This window comes from Pseudomonas sp. LBUM1657, from assembly GCF_059716075.1.
The window spans coordinates 2,555,818-2,580,451 of record NZ_CP166799.1; the positions used below are offsets into that span (position 1 = coordinate 2,555,818).

Annotated in this window: 27 protein-coding genes; 17 read left to right on the top strand and 10 right to left on the bottom strand. The window is 58.8% G+C overall.

Annotation, left to right across the window (positions count from 1 at the left end):
- Nucleotides 1-8: 8 nt before the first annotated feature.
- The 7 genes from catC (at nucleotide 9) to ACA055_RS11825 (ending at nucleotide 6,339) form a co-directional block, all read left to right on the top strand.
- Nucleotides 9-299 carry a muconolactone Delta-isomerase gene (gene catC / locus ACA055_RS11795; RefSeq protein WP_497683782.1) on the top strand — a complete coding sequence of 97 codons (291 nt, stop codon included), beginning with the start codon at nucleotides 9-11 and terminating at the stop codon, nucleotides 297-299.
- A 51-nt stretch (nucleotides 300-350) separates the two neighbouring features.
- Nucleotides 351-1,280 carry a catechol 1,2-dioxygenase gene (gene catA, locus ACA055_RS11800; RefSeq protein WP_497683783.1) on the top strand — a complete coding sequence of 310 codons (930 nt, stop codon included), beginning with the start codon at nucleotides 351-353 and terminating at the stop codon, nucleotides 1,278-1,280.
- Nucleotides 1,281-1,459: 179 nt separating this feature from the next.
- Nucleotides 1,460-2,419 (top strand): AraC family transcriptional regulator, encoded by a 960-nt coding sequence (locus ACA055_RS11805; protein WP_497683784.1) that lies wholly within the window; start codon nucleotides 1,460-1,462, stop codon nucleotides 2,417-2,419.
- Nucleotides 2,420-2,684: 265 nt separating this feature from the next.
- Entirely contained in the window at nucleotides 2,685-4,049 is a 1,365-nt protein-coding gene (gene benA / locus ACA055_RS11810; RefSeq protein WP_497683785.1) for a benzoate 1,2-dioxygenase large subunit, read from the top strand.
- On the top strand, nucleotides 4,046-4,534 hold the full coding sequence (benB, locus tag ACA055_RS11815) for a benzoate 1,2-dioxygenase small subunit (protein WP_497683786.1): 489 nt from the start codon (nucleotides 4,046-4,048) through the stop codon (nucleotides 4,532-4,534). Before benA ends, benB begins: the two co-directional genes overlap by 4 nt.
- 10 nt (nucleotides 4,535-4,544) lie before the next feature.
- Complete coding sequence (gene benC / locus ACA055_RS11820) at nucleotides 4,545-5,558, top strand: benzoate 1,2-dioxygenase electron transfer component BenC (RefSeq protein WP_497683787.1); 1,014 nt, start codon at nucleotides 4,545-4,547, stop codon at nucleotides 5,556-5,558.
- A 7-nt stretch (nucleotides 5,559-5,565) separates the two neighbouring features.
- The gene (locus ACA055_RS11825; RefSeq protein ID WP_497683788.1) at nucleotides 5,566-6,339 is read left to right on the top strand and encodes a 1,6-dihydroxycyclohexa-2,4-diene-1-carboxylate dehydrogenase; all 774 of its coding nucleotides are present in this window, start codon (nucleotides 5,566-5,568) and stop codon (nucleotides 6,337-6,339) included.
- A gap of 5 nt (nucleotides 6,340-6,344) precedes the next feature.
- Here the strand turns inward: ACA055_RS11825 and ACA055_RS11830 are convergent, their stop codons facing one another.
- Entirely contained in the window at nucleotides 6,345-6,701 is a 357-nt protein-coding gene (locus ACA055_RS11830) for an NUDIX hydrolase (protein WP_497683789.1), read from the bottom strand.
- A 220-nt stretch (nucleotides 6,702-6,921) separates the two neighbouring features.
- On the opposite strand from ACA055_RS11830, the gene ACA055_RS11835 reads away from it, so the two are divergent.
- Nucleotides 6,922-7,125 (top strand): SPOR domain-containing protein, encoded by a 204-nt coding sequence (locus tag ACA055_RS11835; RefSeq protein WP_497683790.1) that lies wholly within the window; start codon nucleotides 6,922-6,924, stop codon nucleotides 7,123-7,125.
- A gap of 32 nt (nucleotides 7,126-7,157) precedes the next feature.
- On the opposite strand, the gene ACA055_RS11840 is transcribed toward ACA055_RS11835, so the two are convergent.
- Nucleotides 7,158-7,439 (bottom strand): hypothetical protein, encoded by a 282-nt coding sequence (locus ACA055_RS11840; RefSeq protein WP_497683791.1) that lies wholly within the window; start codon nucleotides 7,437-7,439, stop codon nucleotides 7,158-7,160.
- Nucleotides 7,440-7,609: 170 nt separating this feature from the next.
- Between ACA055_RS11840 and ACA055_RS11845 the strand changes: the two genes are divergently transcribed.
- Both ACA055_RS11845 and ACA055_RS11850 read left to right on the top strand, forming a co-directional pair.
- Complete coding sequence (locus ACA055_RS11845) at nucleotides 7,610-7,828, top strand: hypothetical protein (RefSeq protein WP_497683792.1); 219 nt, start codon at nucleotides 7,610-7,612, stop codon at nucleotides 7,826-7,828.
- 58 nt (nucleotides 7,829-7,886) lie between these two features.
- Entirely contained in the window at nucleotides 7,887-8,222 is a 336-nt protein-coding gene (locus tag ACA055_RS11850; RefSeq protein WP_497683793.1) for a hypothetical protein, read from the top strand.
- A 3-nt stretch (nucleotides 8,223-8,225) separates the two neighbouring features.
- Here ACA055_RS11850 and ACA055_RS11855 read toward each other — a convergent pair whose 3' ends face one another.
- A complete protein-coding gene (locus tag ACA055_RS11855) occupies nucleotides 8,226-8,789 on the bottom strand; it encodes an RrF2 family transcriptional regulator (protein ID WP_497683794.1) in 564 nt (187 codons plus the stop codon).
- Nucleotides 8,790-9,108: 319 nt separating this feature from the next.
- Here ACA055_RS11855 and ACA055_RS11860 point away from each other — a divergent pair, with 319 nt between their 5' ends.
- From ACA055_RS11860 to ACA055_RS11875, 4 genes are all read left to right on the top strand, one after another.
- Nucleotides 9,109-10,311 (top strand): NAD(P)/FAD-dependent oxidoreductase, encoded by a 1,203-nt coding sequence (locus ACA055_RS11860; protein WP_497683795.1) that lies wholly within the window; start codon nucleotides 9,109-9,111, stop codon nucleotides 10,309-10,311.
- Nucleotides 10,312-10,470: 159 nt separating this feature from the next.
- On the top strand, nucleotides 10,471-11,760 hold the full coding sequence (locus ACA055_RS11865) for an NAD(P)/FAD-dependent oxidoreductase (protein WP_497683796.1): 1,290 nt from the start codon (nucleotides 10,471-10,473) through the stop codon (nucleotides 11,758-11,760).
- Nucleotides 11,761-11,785: 25 nt separating this feature from the next.
- Complete coding sequence (locus tag ACA055_RS11870; protein ID WP_497683797.1) at nucleotides 11,786-12,340, top strand: helix-turn-helix domain-containing protein; 555 nt, start codon at nucleotides 11,786-11,788, stop codon at nucleotides 12,338-12,340.
- A gap of 22 nt (nucleotides 12,341-12,362) precedes the next feature.
- Nucleotides 12,363-13,709, top strand: a complete 1,347-nt coding sequence (locus ACA055_RS11875) for a glutamine synthetase family protein (protein ID WP_497683798.1) — start codon at nucleotides 12,363-12,365, stop codon at nucleotides 13,707-13,709.
- 257 nt (nucleotides 13,710-13,966) lie between these two features.
- On the opposite strand, the gene ACA055_RS11880 is transcribed toward ACA055_RS11875, so the two are convergent.
- The 3 genes from ACA055_RS11880 to ACA055_RS11890 form a co-directional block, all read right to left on the bottom strand.
- Nucleotides 13,967-14,407: a phage infection protein gene (locus ACA055_RS11880; RefSeq protein WP_497683799.1), complete on the bottom strand. Its 441-nt coding sequence runs from the start codon at nucleotides 14,405-14,407 to the stop codon at nucleotides 13,967-13,969.
- A 123-nt stretch (nucleotides 14,408-14,530) separates the two neighbouring features.
- The gene (locus ACA055_RS11885; protein WP_497683800.1) at nucleotides 14,531-15,163 is read right to left on the bottom strand and encodes a response regulator; all 633 of its coding nucleotides are present in this window, start codon (nucleotides 15,161-15,163) and stop codon (nucleotides 14,531-14,533) included.
- Between the two features lie 33 nt (nucleotides 15,164-15,196).
- Nucleotides 15,197-16,558, bottom strand: a complete 1,362-nt coding sequence (locus tag ACA055_RS11890; RefSeq protein ID WP_497683801.1) for a cache domain-containing protein — start codon at nucleotides 16,556-16,558, stop codon at nucleotides 15,197-15,199.
- 367 nt (nucleotides 16,559-16,925) lie between these two features.
- Here ACA055_RS11890 and ACA055_RS11895 point away from each other — a divergent pair, with 367 nt between their 5' ends.
- Both ACA055_RS11895 and ACA055_RS11900 read left to right on the top strand, forming a co-directional pair.
- Nucleotides 16,926-18,986 (top strand): carbon starvation CstA family protein, encoded by a 2,061-nt coding sequence (locus ACA055_RS11895; protein WP_497683802.1) that lies wholly within the window; start codon nucleotides 16,926-16,928, stop codon nucleotides 18,984-18,986.
- Between the two features lie 15 nt (nucleotides 18,987-19,001).
- Nucleotides 19,002-19,199: a YbdD/YjiX family protein gene (locus ACA055_RS11900; RefSeq protein WP_497683803.1), complete on the top strand. Its 198-nt coding sequence runs from the start codon at nucleotides 19,002-19,004 to the stop codon at nucleotides 19,197-19,199.
- A 177-nt stretch (nucleotides 19,200-19,376) separates the two neighbouring features.
- Here ACA055_RS11900 and ACA055_RS11905 read toward each other — a convergent pair whose 3' ends face one another.
- Nucleotides 19,377-19,607, bottom strand: a complete 231-nt coding sequence (locus tag ACA055_RS11905; protein ID WP_497683804.1) for a DUF6555 family protein — start codon at nucleotides 19,605-19,607, stop codon at nucleotides 19,377-19,379.
- Between the two features lie 171 nt (nucleotides 19,608-19,778).
- On the opposite strand from ACA055_RS11905, the gene ACA055_RS11910 reads away from it, so the two are divergent.
- Nucleotides 19,779-20,816 (top strand): GGDEF domain-containing protein, encoded by a 1,038-nt coding sequence (locus tag ACA055_RS11910; RefSeq protein WP_497683805.1) that lies wholly within the window; start codon nucleotides 19,779-19,781, stop codon nucleotides 20,814-20,816.
- 105 nt (nucleotides 20,817-20,921) lie between these two features.
- On the opposite strand, the gene ACA055_RS11915 is transcribed toward ACA055_RS11910, so the two are convergent.
- From ACA055_RS11915 to ACA055_RS11925, 3 genes are all read right to left on the bottom strand, one after another.
- Nucleotides 20,922-22,229: an OprD family porin gene (locus ACA055_RS11915; protein ID WP_497683806.1), complete on the bottom strand. Its 1,308-nt coding sequence runs from the start codon at nucleotides 22,227-22,229 to the stop codon at nucleotides 20,922-20,924.
- Nucleotides 22,230-22,341: 112 nt separating this feature from the next.
- On the bottom strand, nucleotides 22,342-22,914 hold the full coding sequence (locus tag ACA055_RS11920; protein WP_497683807.1) for a PPC domain-containing DNA-binding protein: 573 nt from the start codon (nucleotides 22,912-22,914) through the stop codon (nucleotides 22,342-22,344).
- Nucleotides 22,915-23,045: 131 nt separating this feature from the next.
- On the bottom strand, nucleotides 23,046-24,623 hold the full coding sequence (locus ACA055_RS11925) for an aldehyde dehydrogenase (NADP(+)) (protein WP_497683808.1): 1,578 nt from the start codon (nucleotides 24,621-24,623) through the stop codon (nucleotides 23,046-23,048).
- Between the last annotated feature and the right edge of the window lie 11 nt (nucleotides 24,624-24,634).

Here is a 24,634-nt window from a genome sequence, read left to right on the forward strand (position 1 = left end):
AGTGCATCATGCTGTTCCACGTAAAAATGACCGTGAATCTGCCGGTCGACATGAATCCGGAAACGTCCGCCAAGCTCAAGGCTGACGAGAAAGCCCTGGCCCAGCGCCTGCAAGAGCAGGGCAAGTGGCGGCACCTGTGGCGCATCGCCGGGCTCTATGCCAATTACAGCGTGTTCGATGTCGACAGCGTTCAAGAGCTGCACGACCTGCTCATGCAACTGCCGCTGTACCCGTACATGGCCATCGAGGTCACCGCGATGTGCCGGCATCCTTCTTCGATTCGCGAGGATGACCGCTGAACCCAGCCTGTTCAGTTCGCTACGCTAATAATTACAAGATGAGGAACCACCATGAACGTCAAGATTTCCCACACTGCCAGTGTCCAGAAGTTTCTCGAAGAGGCCAGCGGCCTGCTCAACGACGCCGGTAACCCACGCACCAAGGCCTTGGTTTACCGCATCCTGCGCGATTCGGTGAACATCATCGAAGACCTGGCCGTGACGCCAGAAGAGTTCTGGAAAGCCGTCAACTACCTCAACGTGCTGGGTGCGCGTCAGGAGGCCGGACTGTTGGTGGCGGGGATTGGCTTGGAACATTACCTCGACCTGTTGATGGACGCCGAAGACGAGCAGGCCGGCAAGGCTGGCGGCACACCGCGGACCATCGAAGGGCCGCTGTACGTGGCGGGTGCGCCGCTGTCGAATGCCGAAGCGCGGCTGGATGATGGCGTCGATCCGGGGGTGGTGCTGTTCATGCAGGGCCAGGTGCGCAACACCGCTGGTGAACCACTCGCCGGAGCGGTGGTGGATGTGTGGCATGCCAACACGGGCGGCACGTATTCCTATTTCGATACCACTCAATCGGAATTCAATCTGCGTCGTCGCATCGTCACCGATGCCGAGGGTCGTTATCGCTTTCGCAGCATCGTGCCGTCGGGCTACGGTTGCCCGCCGGACGGTCCGACCCAGCAACTGCTCGATCAACTGGGCCGTCATGGCCAGCGGCCGGCGCACATTCACTTCTTCATCTCCGCGCCGGATCATCGCCATCTGACCACCCAGATCAACCTCGACGGCGATCAATACCTGCACGACGACTTTGCCTATGCCACCCGTGACGAGCTGATTGCCAAAATCACCTTCAGTGACGATCCACAGCGCGCAGCGGCGCACGGTGTCAGTGGTCGTTTTGCTGAAATCGATTTCGATTTCACCCTGCAGTCATCCGCGCAACCCGATGAACAGCAGCGCCACGAGCGGGTCCGCGCGCTCGAGGACTGATATCCTCGAACAGCGGAACCGGACCACGAGATAACCGACCGTTTATCTCGTGGTCATGTGGGAGCGGGCTTGCTCGCGAAGAGGCCAGCACATCCAACATCTCAGGCTACTGACACACTGTTGCGAGCACTGTTCAAGAATGGTCTGATGCAAACCATAACAACAATGAGAGTGACCCGATGATGCAAGCGCAATTATTGAGTCAGCGCAGCACAGTGTTCGACCACGCCGATCCTTACGCCGTGTCGGGCTACGTCAATCAGCATGTCGGCAATCATTGCATCCTGATGCCCCGGGCCGGGCAGCCGCTGGCCAGTCTCAATCACTGCAAGTTTGCCAGCCTTGACCTGTGTCGCATCAGCTATGGCGGTAGCGTGCGGGTGACTTCGGGCGCGCTGGAGAACATCTATCACCTGCAAGTGCTGTTGCGTGGCAATTGCCTGTGGCGCGGCCATGGCCAGGAACACTACTTCGCTCCCGGCGAGTTGCTGCTGATCAACCCGGACGATCCGGTGGACCTGACCTATTCCGACGATTGCGAAAAATTCATCCTGAAAGTCCCCACCCGCTTGCTGGAATCGGTGTGTGAGGAGCAGCGCTGGCGGTATCCGGGGCAGGGCGTGCGGTTTCTGGAAAACCGTTATCAGCTCGATCAGCTGGAAGGTTTTGTCGGTCTGCTGGCGATGATTTGCCAGGAGGCAGAGGCCACCGAGCAGATTCCCCGAGTGCAGGAGCACTACGCGCAGATCATCGTCAGCAAGATGCTCAGCCTGATGAAGACCAATGTCAGCCGCATCAGTCTCGGCTCGCAGTCGACCACGTTCGAGGCGATCGCCGATTACATCGCGTGCAACCTCAAGCAAGACATCGACAGCGAAGAACTGGCGCGCCAGGCGCGGATGAGCCTGCGTTCGCTGTACGGGTTGTTTGAGCGCAATGCGGGTGCCACGCCGAAAAATTATATCCGGCAGAAAAAACTCGAACGCATCAACGCCTGCCTGAGCGACCCGACCTGCAACGTGCGCAACGTCACGGAAGTGGCGATGGATTACGGCTTCCTGCACCTGGGGCGGTTCTCCGACAGCTACCGCAAGCAGTTCGGCGAGTTGCCTTCCGATACCCTCAAGCGCCGTCACTGAGCACAGCTCGACACCCTGTGGGAGCGGGCTTGCTCGCGAAGAGGGCGTGTCAGTCGACATTGATCTTGCCTGGCACACCGCCTTCGCGAGCAAGCCCGCTCCCACAGGGTCCGAGTCTTGGTGGACATGCATTTCGGCAGGCCCGGTTTCTGCTGAAAATCCCCTCTGCACAAAACGGATACAGGTCTGCACCCATCGGATAGTCCGCCCCATCCCCCCGTCCTAGCATGGCCCTGCCTGAATAAAAACAATGGAGGCGGCGGCCATGTCCCTGCGACCCGAATACCTTCACTCCCTGCTCGAAGATGACAAAGAACAGGGCCTCTATCGCTGCAAGCGCGAGATGTTCACCGACCCGCGGCTGTTCGACCTTGAGATGAAACACATCTTCGAAGGCAACTGGCTGTACCTGGCCCACGAAAGCCAAATCCCCAACGTCAACGATTTCTACACCACCACCATGGGGCGCCAGTCGATCTTCATCGCGCGCAACAAGGACGGTGTGCTCAACGCTTTTCTCAACGCCTGCAGCCACCGCGGCGCGACGCTGTGCCGGCACAAGTCCGGCAACAAAAGCTCCTACACCTGCCCATTTCACGGCTGGACCTTCAACAACTCCGGCAAGCTGCTCAAGGTCAAGGACCCGGCAGCGGCCGGCTACCCGGCGAGCTTCAATTGCGAAGGCTCCCACGACCTGACCAAAGTTGCGCGTTTCGAATCCTATCGCGGCTTCCTGTTCGGCAGCCTGAAGGCTGATGTGGTGCCGTTGGTCGAGCATCTGGGCGAGTCGGCGAAGATCATCGACATGATCGTCGACCAGTCCGCCGATGGCCTGGAAGTGCTGCGCGGTTCTTCCAGCTACATCTACGAAGGCAACTGGAAACTCACTGCCGAAAACGGCGCCGATGGTTATCACGTCAGCTCCGTGCACTGGAACTACGCGGCCACCCAGAACCAGCGCAAGCAGCGCGAGGCCGGCGATTGCAATCCGACCATGAGTGCCGGCAGTTGGGCCAAGCAGGGCGGTGGTTTCTATTCCTTCGACAAGGGCCACATGTTGCTCTGGACCCGTTGGTCGAACCCCGAAGATCGTCCGCTGTACGAGCGTCGCGACGAACTGGCCCAGGACTTCGGCAAGGCCCGCGCCGACTGGATGATCGAGAACTCGCGCAACTTGTGCCTGTACCCGAACGTGTACCTGATGGACCAGTTCAGCTCGCAGATTCGTATCGCCCGGCCGATCTCGGTCAACCGCACGGAAATCACCATTTACTGCATCGCCCCCAAAGGCGAAAGCGACACCGCGCGTTCGAGCCGGATTCGTCAGTACGAGGATTTCTTCAACGTCAGCGGCATGGCCACCCCGGACGATCTAGAAGAGTTTCGCTCCTGCCAGACCAGCTATGAGGGCAGCGTCACGGCGTGGAACGATATGTCCCGTGGCGCCGAGCATTGGGTCGAAGGCGCCGATGAGGCGGCCAAGGAAATCGATCTGCATCCGCTGCTCAGCGGTGTGCGCACCGAAGACGAAGGTTTGTTCGTGCTGCAACACAAGTATTGGCAGCAAACGATGCTCAAGGCATTGGCTGCCGAACAGTCCGGATTGATCGCTGTGGAGGCCGTGCAATGACCATCACCTTTGATGCCGTGCGCGACTTTCTCTACCGCGAAGCGCGCTACCTCGATGACAAGCAATGGGACGAGTGGCTGGAGATGTACGCCCCGGACGCGACGTACTGGATGCCGTCCTGGGACGACAACGATGAACTGACCGAGGACCCGCAGCGGGAAATCTCGCTGATCTGGTACGGCAATCGCACCGGCCTGGAAGACCGTATCTTCCGCATCAAGACCGAGCGTTCCAGTGCGAGCATCCCGGACACCCGCACCTCCCACAACATCAGCAACATCGAGCTGCTCGAACAGGCCGACGGGCTCTGCAAGGTGCGCTTCAACTGGCACACCCTGAGCTTTCGCTACAAGACCGTCGACAGCTATTTCGGCAGCAGTTTCTACACCCTCGATGTTCGCGGTAAAAACCCGCTGATCAAGGCCAAGAAAGTGATCCTGAAGAACGACTACGTTCGCCAGGTCATCGATGTTTATCACCTGTGAGGCAGCCGTCATGACTCATTCCATCGCGTTCAATTTTGAAGACGGCGTCACTCGGTTCATCGACGCCAATGCCGGCGAAACCGTGGCCGATGCTGCGTACCGCCAGGGCATCAATATTCCGCTGGACTGCCGCGACGGCGCCTGCGGTACCTGCAAGTGTTTCGCCGAGGCCGGCACCTACGACCTGGGCGAGGAATACATTGAAGACGCGCTCAGTGCCGACGAGGCCGAGCAAGGTTTTGTCCTGACCTGCCAGATGCGTGCCCAGAGCGATTGCGTGGTCCGCGTGCCGACCTCTTCGGATGTCTGCCGCACCCGTCAGACCAGCTATGACGCCACCATCAGCGCTGTGCGTCAGTTGTCCGACAGCACCATTGCGCTGTCGATCAAGGGTGAAGCCCTGAGCAAACTGGCGTTCCTGCCGGGGCAATATGTGAACCTCGGGATTCCCGGCAGCGAGCTGACTCGCGCCTATTCGTTTAGCTCGCTGCAGCGTGATGGCGAAGTCAGCTTCCTGATTCGCAACGTGCCCGGCGGCTTGATGAGCAGCTTCCTCACCGGCATGGCCAAGGCCGGCGACAGCATGAGCCTGGCGGGGCCGTTGGGCAGTTTCTATCTGCGCGACATCCGCCGTCCGTTGTTGCTGCTGGCCGGCGGCACCGGTCTGGCGCCGTTCACCGCGATGCTGGAGAAAATCGCCGAGCAGGGCAGCGAACATCCGCTGCATTTGATCTACGGCGTGACCAACGATTTCGACCTGGTGGAAATGGATCGGCTCGAAGCCTTCGCGGCCCGAATCCCCAACTTCAGCTTCAGCGCCTGTGTCGCCAGCCCCGACAGCCAGCACCCGCTCAAGGGATACGTGACCCAACACATCGAGCCGCAGCATCTGAACGATGGTGACGTCGATGTCTACTTGTGCGGTCCGCCGCCGATGGTCGAGGCGGTCAGCCAGTTCATTCGCGAAAAAGGTATCGCTCCGGCGAATTTCTACTACGAGAAGTTTGCCGCCAGCGCGGCATGAGGTGCCCATGAACAGATTTCACGACAAGGTCGCGCTGATTACCGGTGCCGCTCAAGGCATTGGTCGGCGTGTCGCCGAACGCATGGCGGCGGAAGGTGCGCGGTTGATTCTGGTCGATCGCTCGGACCTGGTGTTCGAGGTGCAGAAGCAATTGGGGCAGGGCAGTCAGGTGCTGGCACTGACCGCCGACCTTGAGCAATACAGCGAATGCAGCCGCGTGATGCAAACCACCGTCGAGCGCTTCGGCCGTCTGGATATTTTGGTCAACAACGTCGGTGGGACGATCTGGGCCAAGCCGTTCGAGCATTACGAAGAACAGCAGATCGAGGCTGAAGTCCGCCGTTCGTTGTTCCCGACGTTATGGTGCTGCCATGCCGCGTTGCCGATCATGCTTGAACAGGGGAGTGGCGCGATCGTCAACGTGTCTTCCATTGCCACCCGCAGCGTCAACCGCGTGCCGTACGGCGCGGCGAAGGGTGGTGTCAATGCGCTGACCGCGTGCCTGGCGTTCGAAACCGCCGGACGTGGCGTGCGGGTCAACGCCACCGCGCCGGGTGGCACCGAAGCGCCGCCGCGGATGGTTCCGCGCAACAGTGCCGAGCAGAGCGCGCAAGAGAAGGTGTGGTATCAACAGATTGTCGACCAGACCCTCGACAGCAGCTTGATGAAACGCTACGGCACGCTGGATGAGCAGGCGGCTGCCATTCTATTTCTGGCCAGCGACGAGGCGTCCTACATCACGGGCATGATCATGCCGGTCGGCGGCGGCGATCAGGGCTGAATAACCTACAAGCGACGCTGGAACGCTTTAACGATCCTCAGCGTGGCGTCGCTCGTGTTCAGATTCTGCACCGCGTCCAGCGGATACCAGATGCAATCGAAGATTTCGTTTTGCGGGCGGGCTTCACCCAGCACCGACGCCTCGTAGACGTGGTGCCGGGTGCTGCCCGTTTCCAGTTCCATCAAGTACAGCAAACCGTCGACCCCGAGCCCGGTTTCTTCGTGAAGTTCGCGCATGGCCGCGCCCGCGACGGTTTCACCGAGCTCGACCTTTCCGCCGGGCAGCGTCCAGCGACAGCCGGACTTTCGCACCAGGAGAATATGCCGGTCATGCTCGCAGATGACTGTCGCGCGTACTTTCATGTGTCACTTAACCGCCAGTTGTCATAAAACAGTCATAAAAATGCAATATTCAAGCCGAGGCCGGCCAGGCACGTGCTTGAAAGATTGGAGTTGTCCGCAACGTTGAAAGTGCAATGGAGCGTGCAATCGCTGGCGCGACGTCTGGTCTGCACTTCGGCAAGGGCCGGGTGTAAGGTAGCCAAGTCAATCGTGGCTAATCACTGCCGAAAAGGAGGTGACTATGAGTGTTCCGATGCTCAACAAGATGCACATGAACGGATATGACGTACTCAGCGTGAACAATGGCCCGTGGCGGGTGTGCACCCAAGGTGACCGCCTTGGATCCTTTGGTAGCAGAGAAGAAGCACTGGCCTATGCGGCGTCGCTTCCCGGCTACAGGGCCAGATCGAACCGGCCTGTCATCAGCCAGAAGTCAGATCAATAGTGCGCTTGAAGCCCCGGTTAACCGGGGCTTTTTCATGGTTCAGGAGAACCGCCGCCTCCGCTCATGCCGCCGGAGCTGTCATGCTTGTTTCGACTGATGGTCTTGGCTTTCACTTCTTCGGCATAGCCCGCCAATCGCTGTTCATCGCCTTGAAACAAATCGCACAGCCGCAGGGCCGCGTGCGCATCCACATCATTGCCGGCCTGCTTTAACTGGTCCGCGATGCGCAATAGCTCCACCGCCGACCATCTCAGGTCCGACGCAACGCTTTGCAGGTCTCGTCTCAGTTCGTTTTCAGATTCGTTAAGCCACATGATGACCTCCTGAACATCTCCGCTACAAAATTTTAGACCCATTTCCCCGCTCGGGACGGTTTGTTCGTCTGAACCATGAGTACAGCCTTCTGTCGGGAAAATGAACGCAACTGTGCAGATCTGATGTCGTACTGAAGTAATGAATGTTCGCTAGGGCGAGGCAACTTCAAATGACGACTACCGATGACTTTCGATTTCACGCCCATGAGCTGATCGTCGATCTGGACGCGGCCACCACGGAAATGATGAAACTGATTTCCGCACATCAGCTCAGCGGCCCGGAATGGGAGCGGGTCACACAATGGCAGCATGAGGCGTATGAACGATGGATGACCTATCTGAACGCACGGTCCTATCCGGACCCGGGCGATCACGACGCGACCCATTGAGATGGATGTCTGGTTGACGACGCGCTACATTTTATTTTTTTCGGGATAAGGAAGCGTTATGCGGATGTTGATTGGGGGAATCGTGCTGGGTTCGCTGGCGGGCTGTTCGTTGCCTGCCTCCCTGGTGCCAGGTGAGCCGAATGTCAGCAAGTTCAGCGAAAAGGTGCCAAAAAACTACGCCGCGTGCGTTCTGCCACTTTGGCAGCGGGAGATACCCAGCACCACTCAAATGGCGATTTCCAATGGCTACAGGATCACTGCGCCCAGCATCATCACGGCAGACGAAATTGTGGATATCGTGAAGTCGAAGGATGGCAGTCACGTATCGCTTTACCAGGGACCGCCTTGGGCGAAAACAGGCGCACTGCGCAAGGCCGTGCGCGACTGTCTGTAAGCATCAACCGGAGATATCCGTCACTTGGATGAGCGTGTCGTCACTGGTGCTCGCACCACTTTTCCTTTCCCGGCGCTCGTTCATCCAGTTTTCCACCTGCACGCCGAACTCTGCCGGGGCCTTGCGCCCAACCCTTCTTGCAAGGTCAAGAATGGTCTGCTGGGCGAGGGCGTCTTCCATGCGTTTCTGTGCGGTCATCATGGCGGCATGGACCGAGCAGTGACCGTCCAGCGCCCACTCCGGCGCGGAACCTTCGAACAAGGCACACCGACCGCGAATCTCTCGGCAATCGAAGATCAGCTTCTGGCCGTCGATGGCATTGACGATATCCAGAAGACTGATTTCGTCTGAAGGCCGGGCCAGCCTGAACCCGCCACGCACGCCTTCGGTGGCCACCACCAGTTTTGCCTTGGCCAGTTTGGTGAAGATTTTCGCCAGATAGTCCAACGGCACGCCTTGCAGCTCCGCGAGGTCGCGCACGCTCGCCTCACGGGTGTCGCCGCCATTCCCCACCAGAAAAATCAGGCAATGAATGCCGTACTCAACGCCCGCGCTATAAAGAGACATATCGATCTCCGACAAATTTAGTCGTAAATGTTAGCAGCTGATAGTGAGCCAGGCAACGAGCCATATATTTCGCGAGGGATTTTTATCCTGATTGATAGGCCCTTGCTGCTATTGGTTTTCCTGCGCTCAGGCGGAGGTATCAATTTGATCGATTGCAACCATCGTAAAAAACAGGTTGCAGCGTTTAACTAGGATCAATAGAGTCGTAGTTGTCAGGTCGACAGCAGAACGCGCTTTGGCAGAGGCGTCGTGTTCGCATGCTCTCAATGAGCCCGGCCCAAAACAATTTTCATCACTTGGTTATCCCCGGAGCTTACAAATGAAACAACATATTCTGGTTATCGGTGCAGGGTTTGGTGGCATGTGGACGGCGTTGAGCGCCACGCGTTTGTTCGACATCCATGGTCACAATGACGTTGAAGTGACCGTGCTGGCGCCTCAGGCCGAGCTGCGTGTTCGTCCGCGTTTCTACGAGCCCAATGCCCACCAACTGGCTGCTCCGATCGGCGATCTGTTCGATGAAGTCGGTGTCAAGTTCATCAAGGGCGCCGCCGAGACGATTAACGTCGAGCAAAAACAAGTCGGCTACACCGACGCTTCGGGCGCCAAACAGGTGTGCAGCTACGACAAACTCGTTCTGGCCACCGGTAGCCGTCTCGCCACACCGGACACACCGGGTGTGGCCGACTATGCGTTTGACGTCGACCAGATCGAACAGGCCGTTCGCCTGGAAAACCACCTCAAGTCCCTGGCCGACCAGCCGCAAAGCAAGGCTCGAAATACCGTAGTGGTGGCCGGTGGCGGTTTCACCGGGATCGAAACGGCGACTGAAATGCCGGCGCGCCTGCGGGAAATTCTGGGTGATCGTGGCGACATCAACGTGATCATCGTTGACCGTGGCGATAAAATTGGCGGTTCCATGGGCCCCGAAATCGCTAAATCGATCGAGGAAGCCAGCAGTGAAACCGGCGTGAAATGGCACTTGAACGCGTCAGTCGTTTCCGTCGATGAAAACGGTGTGAGCCTGTCCGATGGCCAGCGCATCGACTCTAAAACCGTGATCTGGACCACCGGTGTACGTGCCAGCTCGTTGACCGAGCAGATTCCTGGCGAACGCGATCACCTTGGCCGTCTGCATGTGGACAGCCATCTGAAAGTCATTGGCCAGGACGACATCTTCGCCACCGGCGACGTTGCCTATGCAGCCACCGACGACATTGGTAACTACGCCTTGATGACTTGCCAGCACGCCATCGTGTTGGGCCGTCACGCCGGCAACAACGTCGCCGCGCAGATTTTGGGTGTCGACCCGACGCCGTACAGCCAGCCCAAGTATGTGACGTGCCTGGATCTTGGGGCCTGGGGCGCGGTGTACACCGAAGGTTGGGACCGTCAGGTCAAACTGGTGAAGCAGGAAGGCAAGGCACTCAAGACGCAAATCAACACCCAGTGGATCTACCCACCGGTAGCCAACCGCGAAGCAGCCTGGGCAGCCGCGGACCCACTGATCCCGATTGCCTGATAGGCCAATAGCGCTGTCTCGCTGACGCGATCTACTGACAAAAATCCCGTCCGGGTTCTCCTGGACGGGATTTTTTTTTGCGTGATGGAGCGTTGCGCTTGTGAAATTTACCATGTATTTTTTCATGAAATTATAAGTACAAAATTTCATGAGGCCCGCATGTTTCAGCAATCCACCCAGCACGTCGCCAGCTATTACGCTCACACCTGCGCTGATCGCTTGTTCAATCGAGCGGCGCTGGAGGGCGAGCTGGACACCGAAGTGCTGATCATCGGCGCCGGTTTCAGTGGGTTGCATACCGCCTTGCGCCTGGCCCTGGCCGGCAAACGCGTGACGCTGCTGGAAGCCAGTCGGGTGGCTTGGGCGGCCTCGGGGCGCAATGGTGGTCAGGCGATTCTCGGTTGGTCGTGTGACATGCCGCCGCTGGAGGCCGCGCTGGGTTATGAACGCGCGCGCCGGTTGTGGGACGGCATGCGCTGGGCGGCGCGGGAGTTGCGCGACTTGCCTGGACGCCATGATTTCGATTGTGACTATCGGCCGGGCCACCTCTGGACGTCAGTGATGCCGCGACGGGTCAATCTGCTGACAGAGTGGCAACACGAGGCCAGTCACAAGTGGGGGCACGATGGTTTGCAATTCATCCCGCGTGCGCAGTTGCCGCAATGGGTTGCCAGCGAGCGTTATCAGGCCGGTCTGTTTGATCCCGAAGGCGGGCATTTGAACCCGCTGAAACTGGCGCTTGGCCTGGCCGCTGCAATCGAACGTGCCGGTGGCCGCATTCATGAGCAAAGCAAAGCGCTGAATTATCGCGAAGAGGGTGGCCGCTACGTGGTCACCACTGAACGCGGTCGCGTTCGGGCCGATGTGCTGGTGCTGGCGTGCAACGCCTACCTGGATCGGCTCGATCCGAAACTGTCGAGTTGTGTGTTGCCCGTCGGCACCTATCAGGTCGCTACCGCGCCACTGACGAAGGAACAGGCGAGCGCGTTGATACCGAGCAATGTGTGCGTCACCGACAATCAGTTTGTCCTCGATTATTTCCGGCGCACACCGGATAACCGACTGCTGTTCGGCGGCGGTTGCACCTACCTTGGCGGCATGCCGAAGGACATCGCTGCCGCGACCCGTCCGTATCTGGAGCGTGTGTTTCCTCAGCTCAAGGGCATCGAACTGGAGTTTGCCTGGGGAGGACACATCGACCTCACGCTCAAGCGCACGCCCGATATCGGGCGGCGCGGCGATCTTTACTGGCTACAGGGTTACTCCGGGCATGGTGTGTTGCCGACACTGGCCGGAGCGCGAGCGGTATCCGACGCGATACTCGGCCAGCCGGATGAGTTGGCCTTGTACCAGGGGCTGGTCAACGGCAGCTTTCCGGGTGGTCAATACCTGGCGGCCCCGCTGGAAGCCATCGGCAAGGCCTGGTATCGACTACGCGATAGCATTTGAAGCGTCAATTTCTGGAAGCCATTAGATGGACATGCAAGAAGAAATCTCGGCGCTGGCGATCCTGATCCAGGACCTGCGCAAACACAAAAAATACACCCTGAAGGAATTGGCGGACAAAATCGGTCGCTCCGTCGGTTTTCTCTCGCAAGTCGAGCGCGGGTTGTCGCGCCCCACGGTGGCGGACCTGACGGCCATCAGCGAAACCCTGGGCGTACCGACCACCTATTTCTACAGTTTGCCCAAACCCATGGCCTTGCCGTGGGTGACCCGACCGGATGAGCGACGCACGCTGTACTACGCCGACGGCATTACCGACATCCTGGTCTCGCCGAAAATGTGCGCGTCCTTCTCGATGCTTGAAAGCCAACTGGAGCCCGGCGCCAGCAGCGGTGATCGGCATATGAATGACAGCTCGGAGCAGGGTGGCTACGTCCTGGAGGGTGAGTTGACGCTGTGGCTGGATGACGATCAGCCGGTGACATTGCGCACCGGTGACAGTTTTCAACTGGCCAGTCATACCCATTGTCGTTACGGCAATCTCTCGGACCAGCTCACTCGAGTGCTTTGGGTTTACACCTGATAAAACAACAAGGAACACAACGATGGATGCTGTCTGCTCTGATCTGCTGGCCGAGGTTCGCGCGTTTCGTCAGCGCTACCCGGATGTGCGTTACGTGGACCTGATTTCCCTGGACATCCCCGGGCATTTTTACGGCAAGCGCTACCCGATCGACATGCTCGAAAAAGTGGCCACCGGCAGCGCGCTCAAGTTGCCGCAGAACTGCGTGTTGCTGGGTACCCAGGGCGGGCTGTTCAAAATCGGCGACTACTGTTTCAACGACGGCGATCCGGATGCACCCCGTCGCCTGGTGCCCGGTACGCTCAAACTCGTGAGCTGGGAAAAACAGCCGCTGGGGCAGATGCTGATCACCTCAAGCGGCACAGAAAACCCCATCGTCTTCGAGCCGCGCGAAGTATTGGCGCAGGTGCTGCAGCGGCTCGGCCGCAAAGGGATTTTCCCGGTGGTTGCGTTTGAACTGGAGTTCTATCTGTTCGATAGCCAGTTACGAGACGGCTTGCCTCAGTTCCCCCGCGATGCGCTCACAGGTGATGCGGATGATCAGCCGAACATGCACATCGAGCGGCTGTCGAGATTTGCGCCGGTGCTCGATGAAATGGTCGAGACCGCGCGAGCCCAAGGCATCGATGCCACGGTGATCACCGCCGAGCTGGGCCCTGGCCAGTTCGAGATCAATTTCGGTCATCTGGATGACGGTCTGCGTGCTGCTGATTGGGCCGCTCTGTTCTGCCGCAGCACACGCGGCGTGGCCCTCAAGCACCATCACCGAGCCAGCTTCATGGCCAAACCCTACCTGGAGCACCCCGGCAGTGGCATGCATGTGCATGTCAGCCTATACGATGAAGCCGGGAACAACCTGTTGGCAGCGAACGGGCAACAGACGTTGCGTCACGCGGTGGCTGGTTGCCTTGAAATGTTGTCGCACTGCATGCCGATCTTTGCGCCGAATCACAACGCCATGCGTCGCTTGAGCGGTACGGTGAACGTCGCGACACGTGCCAGTTGGGGCTTCGAAGATCGTGACGCTTGCCTGCGGGTGCCTGATTCAGACGCGAAAAACCTGCGGATCGAGCACCGCCTCGCGGGCGCCGATGCCAACCCGTATCTGGTGCTGGCGGCGATTCTGGTAGGGCTGGAGCAAGGACTGGAAGTCGGTCGCGAACCGATCCCGTCACTCAACGAAGACCGTGCCAGCGGGGTCGATTTCCCGCGGGAAATGCTGGAAGCCGTGGGTTCAATGCAAAGCCATGGGCCGCTGCGCGAGGGTTTGGGGGCGGAGTTTGTCGATGTGTATTGTGAGAACAAGCGTCAGGACCATCTGGCATTCATGCAGGACATCAATGCGCGTGAGTATCGCTGGTTCCTCTAGCGAAACCTTAAAAATAGTGTGGATATATAAGGGGTTAGCAGACTTAGTAACTGATTGGTGAATCAAAATATCTTGTTACAGGGCGAAATATTCCGTAATATTCGCCCCGCGTTCACCACCACGGTTTATGCATTTTTAAGTCCCAGGCGTCCATCAGCTGCCTGGGATTTTTTTTGCCTGAAATTCGATGCGTTAACCATAAAAAACCCGGCTGGTGAGGCCGGGTTTTTGTTGAGTACTGCTGTAGAGCTATTCATTCATGCAGCGCGGCTTTCGATCAGGCGGTCGGAACCACCTTCGGCAACGCGATTCTCGATCAAACGATCCGAACCATCAGCGGCAACGCGGTTCTCGATCAAGCGATCCGAACCATCAGCAGCAACGCGATTCTCGATCAGACGATCCGAACCATCAGCGGCAACGCGGTTCTCGATCAAGCGATCCGAACCATCAGCGGCAACGCGGTTCTCGATCAAGCGATCCGAACCATCAGCGGCAACGCGGTTTTCGATCAGACGATCCGAACCATCAGCAGCAACGCGATTCTCGATCAGGCGATCCGAGCCACCTTCAGCCACACGACTTTCAATCAGACGATCCGAGCCGCCTTCAGCGACAACCGGGTGAGCAGCGGTAGCGGCGAAAGCGTTAACTGCAAAAACCGAGAAAGCGATGCTGAGGAGGATTTGGCGTTTCATGATGGTGTGCTCCGGGGTGTAGTTGTTTGGTATGGATGCGATGTTACGCCCCGGAGTTTTTAAGAGAACTTCATTGAGTTAATGGTGACTATTGACGCAGTCAATGGCTGCGGCGGGCGGCCCCTACCGGGAAATGATCCCGTGATCGATCGCGTATTTGACCAGGGCTGCGGGTTTGTCGATGTTGAGTTTGCGACGGATGCTCAAGCGATGGGTTTCTACCGTGCGCACGCTGATGTCCAGCTCGCGAGCCATTTCCTTGTTGTTCAGGCCTTGGGCCATCTTGTACAACACCTGACTCTCGCGGGGTGTCAGCTCGTTGTCCGTGCTTTTATCGGCGATGAGTCGCTGGGCGATTTCGGCGCTGTAGAACGTCCCGCCACTGGCGATGGCTTCGATCGCCGCAATGATTTCCCGTGACGGTGAGTTCTTCAGTACATAGCCACTGGCACCCGCGCGAACGGACTCACTCACGTATTCATAATTGTCGTACATGCTCAGCACCAGCACCTTGAGCGACGGGTACTGGCTGCGCAGCACCCGGGTCAGCTCAAGCCCGTTCATGTCCCGCAGGCTGATGTCGACCAGCAACAGGTCCGGTTGGCAGCGCCCGACCATCTCGATCGCATCGGCGCCGTTCTCGGCTTCTCCCACCACTTCCAGGGGCGCCATGACCGCCAGCAGCGCTTTGATGCCATCGCGGACCAGGGAGTGATCGTCGACCAGGGCGACGCGAATCGGGTAGGGCAGGTTCATCGCAAGCATTCACTCTTGTTGTAATGGGGTACGTCAGCGTTTGGCACCGGGCATTTTCATCGGCAGCAGAACGTCCAGCTCACTTCTTCCCGGCATCGATATCAGCGCGAACTGGCCACCAAAATGCTCGACACGTTCGCGGATATTGCGCAGGCCAATGCCGGCGTGACGACGTTCTACCTGGGTGACATTGAAACCGATACCGTCATCGACCACCGTCAACCGTACGCCATCTTCAGACCCGTGCAGTGTGATGGAGACGTTGCGGGCCTGGGCGTGGCGTTCGATATTGGTCAGGCCTTCTTGCACGATGCGAAACAACGAGACCGCGGCGCCATCGACCAGAAGACAGTCGAATTCGTTATCGTCGTAGCTCACCGTGAGCCCGCTGCGCTGCTCGAATTCTGCGGCGAGTTGACCGATGGCCGCTGGCAGGCCGAGGGTGTCGAGCAGCGATGAGCGCAAGTCGTGAGAAAGGCTGCGAACCTCGCCAATCGCATCCCCCAGGCGCTCCGTGGCTTCTCTTAAAATGTTCAAGCCCTTGTCTTGTCCATTCTCCAATACATGGCTGGCCAGTTCGAATTGAAACTTGATCGACACGAGTACCTGGCTGATGCCGTCGTGCAGCTCGCGGGAAACCCGTGACCGTTCTTCCTCCTGCAGGCTGACGATGCGCTGGGTCAGGCGCTGCAGTTTCTTGTCGGCCAGACGATGCTCGCTGACATTGAGCGTCATGCCGCTGGCGAACACAAACAGCACCGCCACCAAGGCCACCGCGGCAATCGCCAGCATGGTTTTGCGAATGCCTTGGGCCACCTCGTCACGGGCCTGCTGGGTGGCGCGCTCGACGTCCTCGAGGTAGATGCCGGTCCCGAGCATCCAGCCCCAACGATCCAGCATCACGACATAAGCGAGCTTGTCGGTCACCTGGCCGGAGGAGGGTTTGTTCCAGGCGTAGCGTTGGAAACCTTCGCCAGATTCGGCGCTTTTCAGCAACGCCTGGATCACCGGCAGGCCGTGCGGGTCTTTCATGTCCCACAAGTACTTGCCCACCAGCTCTGACTGACGCGCGTGCATCAGGCTGCGGCCCTCGCGGTCGTAGACGAAGAAGTAGCCGTTGATGCCGAAGCTGAGCTTGCGCAGTTCTTCGAGCACTTGCTGCTGGGCGCGCTCGTCACCGTGGCCATCGTCGTACAGCGGGGCGATCAGGCTTTGCGCCATTTCGACGTAGTTTTTCAGTTCGGCACGCTTGCTGGCCAGAATACTGTCTTCGATCAACTGCGCCTGTTGATCACCCAGTTGGCGATTCAGGGAAATCACCAGCGCGCAAATAACGGCGATCGCCAACACCAGTGGCAGAATCCCGAGCGCGACGATTTTGTGTTTGAGCTGCATCTGGGCTCCTGACCGGGCCGAAGGAGGCGATGGCCCGGCATCATATGCCAAAGATGCGTGCGTCCAGTAGCGCTGCTGGACGGAATGACCGCCGGATGGGATGTCCGCCAGTTGAAATGCATACCCCTGTGGGAGCGGGCTTGCTCGCGAAGACGGTCCGTCATTCAACATCAATGTCGTCTGATAAACCGTCTTCGCGAGCAAGCCCGCTCCCACCCATCTACGTAGAACTACGTAGACGCCGCGTACGTAGTAACGCGGATTTATTTGTAGACGGCATGCGCGGATATTGGGCCAGCTCCGCACCGCGGACACAATTATAAAAAATTACCGCCGCAGTCCACTGGCTGTCGGCAGGAGACACGCAATGACCACCCGTCTGGCTAAACACCTCGCCTGGTTTGCCGTGGCTGTCCTGGGAGCGTTTGCGCTGAGTGTCGTGGCCCTGCGCCGCGGCGAAGCCATCAACGCCCTCTGGATCGTAGTCGCAGCAGTCGCTATCTACCTCGTTGCATACCGCTATTACAGCCTGTTCATCGCCAATAAAGTGATGCAGCTCGATCCCAATCGAGCCACTCCGGCTGTGCTCAACAATGATGGTCTGGACTACGTACCGACCAACAAACACGTACTCTTCGGTCACCACTTTGCAGCCATCGCTGGCGCAGGTCCGCTGGTCGGCCCGGTGTTGGCGGCGCAGATGGGCTACCTGCCCGGAACGCTGTGGCTGATTGCCGGTGTAGTGCTGGCCGGTGCCGTTCAGGACTTCATGGTCCTGTTCATGTCCACCCGCCGCAATGGCCGCTCCTTGGGCGATATGGTCCGTGAAGAAATGGGCCGCATCCCCGGGACCATCGCGCTGTTTGGCTGCTTCCTGATCATGATCATCATCCTCGCGGTGCTGGCGCTGATCGTGGTCAAGGCCCTGGCCGAAAGCCCATGGGGCATGTTCACGGTGATGGCGACCATCCCGATCGCGATGTTCATGGGCATCTACATGCGCTACATCCGCCCGGGCCGTATCGGTGAAATCTCCGTCATCGGCGTGTTTCTGCTGCTGGGTTCCATCTGGCTGGGCGGGCAGATTGCCGCCGATCCGGTCTGGGCCAAGGCGTTCAGCTTCACCGGCGTGCAAATCACCTGGATGCTGATCGGCTACGGTTTTGTCGCCGCGGTACTGCCGGTGTGGCTGATTCTGGCCCCGCGTGATTACCTGTCGACCTTCTTGAAAATCGGCACCATCGTGGCGCTGGCGATCGGCATCCTGATCACCATGCCCGACCTGAAAATGCCGGCGCTGACGCAGTTCATCGATGGCACTGGACCGGTGTGGAAGGGTGGCCTGTTTCCGTTCCTGTTCATCACCATCGCCTGTGGCGCGGTCTCGGGTTTCCACTCGCTGATCGCTTCGGGCACCACGCCGAAGCTGCTGGCCAGCGAAGGCCATGCCCGCTACATCGGGTACGGCGGCATGCTGATGGAATCCTTCGTGGCGATCATGGCCATGGTGGCTGCTTCGGTGATTGAGCCGGGTGTGTACTTCGCCATGAACAGTCCGGCGGCCATTGTTGGCGCTGATGCTGTTTCGGTCGCTCAGACCGTCAGCAGCTGGGGTTTTGCAATTACCCCGGAAGCCCTGCAAGCGGTGGCCAAGGACATTGGTGAAACCACCATCCTGGCCCGTGCTGGCGGTGCACCGACCCTGGCGGTCGGTATCGCGCAGATCCTGCACAGTGTCCTGCCGGGTGAAAACACCATGGCGTTCTGGTACCACTTCGCGATTCTGTTCGAAGCACTGTTCATTCTGACCGCAGTCGATGCCGGTACCCGTGCCGGACGCTTCATGCTGCAGGATTTGCTCGGCTCGTTTGTGCCGGCGCTGAAACGCACCGAATCCTGGACCGCGAACCTGATCGCAACAGCGGGTTGCGTGGCAATGTGGGGTTACTTGCTGTATCAAGGCGTGATCGACCCATTGGGTGGCATCAACACCTTGTGGCCGCTGTTCGGTATCTCCAACCAGATGCTGGCCGGTATCGCGTTGATGCTCGCCACCGTCGTGCTGATCAAAATGAAGCGTCAGCGCTACGTTTGGGTGACCATGCTGCCCGCCGTGTGGTTGCTGATCTGCACCACCACCGCAGGTTTCATCAAGCTGTTCGACGCCAATCCGGCGATCGGTTTCCTGGCCCTGGCCAAGAAGTACAGCGATGCGTTGGCCAATGGTCAGATCCTCGCGCCGGCCAAGAGCATCGAGCAGATGCACCACGTGATCTACAACGCCTACACCAACGCAACGCTGACGGCGCTGTTCTTGCTGGTGGTGTTCAGCATCCTGTTCTTTGCGCTCAAGGTCGGCATCGCTGCCTGGGGTACCAAGGAACGTACGGATAAAGAAGCGCCATACCAGGCTTTGCCGGAAGCGTGATGGAGGAGGGTGCCCATGTTCAATGACCTGAGTCATCTAGGTAAATACCTCGGTCAGGCCGCACGCCTGATGGTCGGCATGCCCGACTACGACAATTACGTCGAGCACATGCAAACCAAGCACCCGGATAAACCGTTGATGGACTACGAGATGTTCTTCCGGGAACGTCAGGAAGCCCGTTACGGAAGCAAGGCTGGGCCGAAGTGCTGTTGATCCGACGCCCAGGTTGACGCAACCCCTGTGGGAGCGGGCTTGCTCGCGAATGCAATCTGTCACTCAACATTATTGCTGACTGACACACCGTCTTCGCGAGCAAGCCCGCTCCCACAAGTTGCGAACCTTACCTGACATGCATCGGGCATTATTGCTCCGGTTTTGTCTGAGTAGCCCTTACGGCAGCTCTTCCCATTTCACCTGCGTCAAACCGCTCTGTTCAGCATGTTCGCGCAGCAGGGCATGATTCTGTTGATCGTGGTATTCCCCATACAAAAGCCCCACGCCAGCGTGCAGGCATGCGTAGTACCAGGCATCTTCATCAGTCATGTGCGAGTCGGGCTGGACAAAGAGGTGCCGGGTCTTTTTCAGACAGTAGGTGATTTCAAAATGCCGAGGGCGGGTCATCCGATTCTCCAGGTGATGCCGCTCCGACATTAGTGGCTCATCGCCAGTTCATTTTTTTTCGAACGTTCCTCTATTTTTTATTCCGAAACACAGCCCGCACGGAAATGGCTGTTTGCCTTGGCTGAGGTTATGCTCCACGCACTTCAGTTTTTCCCTTGATCAAGTGATGGCATGAACCAATCTGAGATGCGTGCTACGGCCCTGGCGTTATATCCCGAGGATTCCCGCGAAGCGGCTGCGTTGCTCAAGCAGGCGGTGCCGCTGATGGTGCGTCACAACATTCCGCCCAATCCAGTGCACTACGCCCTCTGGTACACCTATAGCAAAGGCGTCGAGCCCGAACTCAATCGCCACCTGGATCGTATGGTCAAAGACTTCGACAGTTTCCCTCCGGAATCCGCCTCCAAGCTGTTTCGCGAATACATCATTCGCGACGAACTGGAGGATGCCCGGGCCGGGCAGCAGCAGGCGATCAATCTGGTCGACGACATGGAGCGGGACGTCACGCGCAGCGTGAATGGCAGCCGCAACTTTCAGACCAGCCTGGGGCATTGCCTGGAAATGCTCGAGGCACCGGTCGACACAACCTTGCCGGCGATTCTCAACGAGCTGCAACAGAGCACTCAGCTGATGCAGGATCAGCAAGCACTGTTTCTCTTCCAGCTGCGCGCCGCGCAAAACGAAATCAAATCCCTGCGCGACAAACTGGAGCAGACCAGCCTGGCCGCCACCCTGGATGGCCTGACCCAGGTGCTGAACAGAAACGCCTTCAACCGCGTGCTGGAAAAAGCCATGAGCAAGGCGCCGCAGACCGTCGCGCTGGTCATGCTCGATATCGATCACTTCAAGCAATTCAATGACCAGTACGGTCACCCATTGGGCGACCGCGTACTCGAACACGTCGGGCAAGTGCTGCGTAACTCGCTGCCGGCCGACGCCATGGCGGCACGTTATGGGGGAGAGGAGTTCTGCGTGATCCTGCAAGGCTGCACCGATCTCGACAGTGCGCGGGCGTTTGCTGAACAGCTGCGCTTGAAAATCCAGTCACTGCGGATCAAGGCGCGCGTCACGGAAACGGTACTCGACACGGTAACGGCGTCCTTCGGTGTCGCGCTTTCCACAGCCGGTGACACCTTGGACAGTCTGCTGACCCGTGCCGATGATGCGCTCTACCTGGCCAAGCGCAACGGGCGCAATCGGGTGCAGTGATCACCCCCTGGTCAGTCAAAACAAAGCGCTGACTCCGTGTCGGCGCTGAGGTAAAGAGGCCAGGCCAGCATCCTCGAAGTGCGCGTAATACCGGGCGTCGCGGTGTTAAAGCAGAGGAATGCTGTAGCTCACGATCAAGCGATTCTGATCCTGATCCCGGGCTGCCTCGCTGTTGGACTTGCCGTTGCGCCAGCCGAATCCGACACCTTTAAGCGCCCCGGACTGAATCACGTAATCCAGGCTGATATCTCGCTCCCATTCCTTCTGGTTGTCGCCCGTTGTGGTCTTGATATTGTCCCCGCTCAGGTACATGACCGATGCTTTCAGGCCAGGTACACCCATGGCTGCAAAGTCATAGGCATATTGACCGAAGGCGGTGCGTTCGCCCGCGCGGGTGAAGGTTTGAATCAGGCGATCGGTATACAGATAAAGACTGGCCCCGCCGGCGCCCTTGTCGGGCAGATTGCCCTGGCTCAGCTGAGTGAAGTTGCTGCCGCTCGACACGCTTTGGTAACCCGCCGTGATGCCATGGCCGCCCACGGTGTAAACCAGCGCGGCACTCCAGGTGCGGTTGTCGATCTCACCATCACCGCCCTTGGTGAAGCCACTGATTCTGTAGCCTGTGGTCCCCGAGCTGTTTTCACCGGACGAATCTGTCTTGAAGTAACGCAGGTCGGTTTTCAGGGATTGACCGTCCGCGATCGCCAGCGTGTGGATCAGGCCGAAAAACTGCTGCGTGTAGTAGTTGTCCAGGTTGGCGTAGTAGTACTGGGCTGTCAGGTCCTTGGTGACTTTCCAGTCGCCACCGGCGAAGTCGAATGCGTTGCTTTCACGGGTGCCGCCGGTGGCGGCCAACCCCGTCTGATCGCTTGAACCCCGGCCCGTCGCATGTTCGATCCGTCCACCGGTGAGGGTCAGATCCTTGAACTCCCCCGAGGTGATCTGGCCGCCTTCGAATGTCTGCGGCAACAGGCGGCCGTCGTTGGCCACCAGAACCGGCAATTTCGGCATCAACGTGCCCAGGCGAAGTTCGGTTTTCGAGACTTTGACCTTGCCGGTCAACCCCAACCGGCTCCAGTCATCGACGGCGCTGTTATCACTGTCCGAAGGGATCATGCTGCTGCCGACATGCCTTCCTTTGCCGCTGTCCAGCGTAATCCCCATCAGCCCCAGTGCATCGACGCCAAAACCGATCGTGCCATCGGTGTAGCCCGACTTGTAGTCCAGCATGAAACCCTGCGCCCACTCTTCGGTTTTCGAAGGTGTGGCCGTGCCATCACGGTTGTCGTTATTGAAGTAGAAGTTTCTCATCCCCAGCGTCGCTTTGCTGTCACTCAGGAAGTCCGCCTGCGCCTGGGTGCTGAGTGCAATAGCGCCCAACGCGAAAGTAACAACGGTGTTCTTCTTGCTCATGTAAAACGCCCCTTTTTTGTAGTTTGAATTTAGGAGGCTGGCTCCCGCTGTAGCAGGTGCCCATAAGTAAGCGGCCTGCGGGAGCGATGCTCTTGGGTTAGAGAGTCTTGAGTTAAATACCCAACACGTTCGCGCCGATGCATGGGTCAATCCCGCGTTCCAGGCGGCGCTGATGGACGATCACAGTGATTTCCATGGAGCCGGTGGTGACTTCAAAGTCGAGGATGTGGCCGCCATAGGCCTGGAAGGTGGCGTCACCGGCGACACCGTGCATGTGGATGGAAGGCTGGTCGTTCTTCCAGGCCACTGAGCCAGTAATGCTGGCCATTTCGACGTTGCTGAAGGTTTTGGCGTCGAAGTCTTTTTTATCCTTGTTCCAGAAACCGAACTTCACGTTACCGAAGCCGATACCGCTGATGGAGGCGCTCGGGATCTTTTCGGCGACGGCCAGCTTGGTCAGTTCCTTGAAAGCGTTGTCGCCCATGCGCAGCACCATGAGGTAGCCGGTGGGGGTTTTGGTGTAGCGCGGTGTGGCTTCGGTTGCACATTGCATGGGTGCGCTCGTCGCGGTCGGTGCGGTTTCGGCAACCGCCAGTTGAGTGGCCGTGGCGTTGATCATCACGGCGGCGGTAACGGCCAACATCAATTTGGAAAAGCGGTGTTTCGGGTGAAGTTGAACGTGCATGGGGCTTCCTCTGGTTTTTGTTTTTGTGTGTACGGCGTTTTTTTGAGACGAGAGTGCCCGGCGCCTATTTCTCAATAGACGCGGGAGTTGTGGTCATCAGTGGGTGTTAGTTGAAGGTGGACCTGGGTGACTTAAAGCCCATCGCGACTGCTGACACCGTCAACCAATCGGGCAATGCCCAGCGGGTTGGCGTTCTTCAGGGCTTCGGGCAACAAGCTGTCGGGGCAATTCTGGTAACACACCGGACGCAGAAAACGATCGATCGCCAACGTCCCGACCGACGTGCCGCGCGCATCGGAAGTGGCGGGGTACGGCCCACCGTGAACCATGGCGTCGCAGACTTCGACGCCGGTTGGATAGCCGTTGAACAGCACGCGTCCGACTTTCTGTTCCAGCAGCGACAGCACTTCACCCAGGGTGTTGAGCTCCGAATCTTCGACAATCAGCGTGGCGGTCAACTGGCCGCGCAAACCGTGCAGTGCCTGGATCAACTCGGCGTGGTCGGCGACTTCCACCACGATGGTAGTCGGGCCGAAGACTTCTTCCTGAAGCAGCTCGTCACCGTTGATCAAGAGGCTGACATCGGCTTTGAACAATTGCGGCCGCGCCTGGTTGCCCTGTTGTTCGGCACCGGCCAGGTGCGTCATGCCGCTGTGTGCGCGAAGGTTTTCCAGACCGTGGCAATAGCTTTTCAGCGCGCCTGCGTTGAGCATCGTTTGCGCGGATTGTTCGCCCATCAGGACAGTAAAACGTTCGAGAAAGTCTGTGAATTCCGGCGAGCGAATGCCCAGTACCAGGCCTGGGTTGGTGCAAAACTGACCCGCACCCAACACCACGGAAGCGGCCAGTTCGGTGGCGATCTTTTCGCCCCGCATCTTGAGTGCGTCGGGCATCACCAGGACCGGATTGATGCTGCTCATCTCGGCGAAGACCGGGATCGGTTGAGGACGCGCGGCCGCCATGTCACACAACGCTCGACCACCGCGCAGTGATCCGGTGAATCCCACGGCCTGGATCGCCGGATGCTTGACCAGCGCCTCACCGACGCTGCCGTAGAGCATGCTGAACACGCCATCAGGCATACCGGTTTTTTTCGCCGCGCGAGTGATCGCGTCGGCGACGTAATCGGCGGTAGCCATGTGGCCGCTGTGGGCCTTGAACACCACCGGACAGCCGGCGGCGAGGGCGGATGCGGTGTCGCCGCCAGCGGTGGAAAAGGCCAGCGGGAAGTTGCTGGCCCCGAACACGGCGACCGGACCGAGCCCGGTGCGGTACTGGCGCAAGTCAGGTCGCGGCAAAGGCTGGCGATCCGGCAGCGCACGATCAATGCGTGCGCCGTAGAAATCGCCGCGTCGCAGCATCGTGGCGAACAGGCGCATCTGGCCGCTGGTGCGCGCTCGCTCACCTTGAATACGCCCGGCGGGCAGGGCGGTTTCCTGGCATACGAGGGCAATGAATGATTCGTCCAGCGCTTCAAGCTCGGTGGCAATGGCATCGAGAAACTGGGCGCGTCGGGCGGCTGACAGGCTGCGGAACGTCGGGTAAGCGCTGGCCGCTGCTTCTGCGGCCGCATTCACTTCATCCACGGTGGCCTGATGGAACGCATATGGCAGTGTTTCGCCGGTGCTGGCGTCATGGCTTTGCAGTGTGTTCGAGCCTTTTGCCGAACGGCTGCCAGCGATGTAGTTGTGACCTGAAACTTCAAACATGGGAACTCCTG

Coding starts and splice junctions, on each gene's coding strand:
- catC (WP_497683782.1), top strand. CDS start 9: ATGCTGTTCCACGTAAAAATGACCGTGAATCTGCCGGTCGACATGAAT.
- catA (WP_497683783.1), top strand. CDS start 351: ATGAACGTCAAGATTTCCCACACTGCCAGTGTCCAGAAGTTTCTCGAA.
- ACA055_RS11805 (WP_497683784.1), top strand. CDS start 1,460: ATGATGCAAGCGCAATTATTGAGTCAGCGCAGCACAGTGTTCGACCAC.
- benA (WP_497683785.1), top strand. CDS start 2,685: ATGTCCCTGCGACCCGAATACCTTCACTCCCTGCTCGAAGATGACAAA.
- benB (WP_497683786.1), top strand. CDS start 4,046: ATGACCATCACCTTTGATGCCGTGCGCGACTTTCTCTACCGCGAAGCG.
- benC (WP_497683787.1), top strand. CDS start 4,545: ATGACTCATTCCATCGCGTTCAATTTTGAAGACGGCGTCACTCGGTTC.
- ACA055_RS11825 (WP_497683788.1), top strand. CDS start 5,566: ATGAACAGATTTCACGACAAGGTCGCGCTGATTACCGGTGCCGCTCAA.
- ACA055_RS11830 (WP_497683789.1), bottom strand. CDS start 6,701: ATGAAAGTACGCGCGACAGTCATCTGCGAGCATGACCGGCATATTCTC.
- ACA055_RS11835 (WP_497683790.1), top strand. CDS start 6,922: ATGAGTGTTCCGATGCTCAACAAGATGCACATGAACGGATATGACGTA.
- ACA055_RS11840 (WP_497683791.1), bottom strand. CDS start 7,439: ATGTGGCTTAACGAATCTGAAAACGAACTGAGACGAGACCTGCAAAGC.
- ACA055_RS11845 (WP_497683792.1), top strand. CDS start 7,610: ATGACGACTACCGATGACTTTCGATTTCACGCCCATGAGCTGATCGTC.
- ACA055_RS11850 (WP_497683793.1), top strand. CDS start 7,887: ATGCGGATGTTGATTGGGGGAATCGTGCTGGGTTCGCTGGCGGGCTGT.
- ACA055_RS11855 (WP_497683794.1), bottom strand. CDS start 8,789: ATGTCTCTTTATAGCGCGGGCGTTGAGTACGGCATTCATTGCCTGATT.
- ACA055_RS11860 (WP_497683795.1), top strand. CDS start 9,109: ATGAAACAACATATTCTGGTTATCGGTGCAGGGTTTGGTGGCATGTGG.
- ACA055_RS11865 (WP_497683796.1), top strand. CDS start 10,471: ATGTTTCAGCAATCCACCCAGCACGTCGCCAGCTATTACGCTCACACC.
- ACA055_RS11870 (WP_497683797.1), top strand. CDS start 11,786: ATGGACATGCAAGAAGAAATCTCGGCGCTGGCGATCCTGATCCAGGAC.
- ACA055_RS11875 (WP_497683798.1), top strand. CDS start 12,363: ATGGATGCTGTCTGCTCTGATCTGCTGGCCGAGGTTCGCGCGTTTCGT.
- ACA055_RS11880 (WP_497683799.1), bottom strand. CDS start 14,407: ATGAAACGCCAAATCCTCCTCAGCATCGCTTTCTCGGTTTTTGCAGTT.
- ACA055_RS11885 (WP_497683800.1), bottom strand. CDS start 15,163: ATGAACCTGCCCTACCCGATTCGCGTCGCCCTGGTCGACGATCACTCC.
- ACA055_RS11890 (WP_497683801.1), bottom strand. CDS start 16,558: ATGCAGCTCAAACACAAAATCGTCGCGCTCGGGATTCTGCCACTGGTG.
- ACA055_RS11895 (WP_497683802.1), top strand. CDS start 16,926: ATGACCACCCGTCTGGCTAAACACCTCGCCTGGTTTGCCGTGGCTGTC.
- ACA055_RS11900 (WP_497683803.1), top strand. CDS start 19,002: ATGTTCAATGACCTGAGTCATCTAGGTAAATACCTCGGTCAGGCCGCA.
- ACA055_RS11905 (WP_497683804.1), bottom strand. CDS start 19,607: ATGACCCGCCCTCGGCATTTTGAAATCACCTACTGTCTGAAAAAGACC.
- ACA055_RS11910 (WP_497683805.1), top strand. CDS start 19,779: ATGAACCAATCTGAGATGCGTGCTACGGCCCTGGCGTTATATCCCGAG.
- ACA055_RS11915 (WP_497683806.1), bottom strand. CDS start 22,229: ATGAGCAAGAAGAACACCGTTGTTACTTTCGCGTTGGGCGCTATTGCA.
- ACA055_RS11920 (WP_497683807.1), bottom strand. CDS start 22,914: ATGCACGTTCAACTTCACCCGAAACACCGCTTTTCCAAATTGATGTTG.
- ACA055_RS11925 (WP_497683808.1), bottom strand. CDS start 24,623: ATGTTTGAAGTTTCAGGTCACAACTACATCGCTGGCAGCCGTTCGGCA.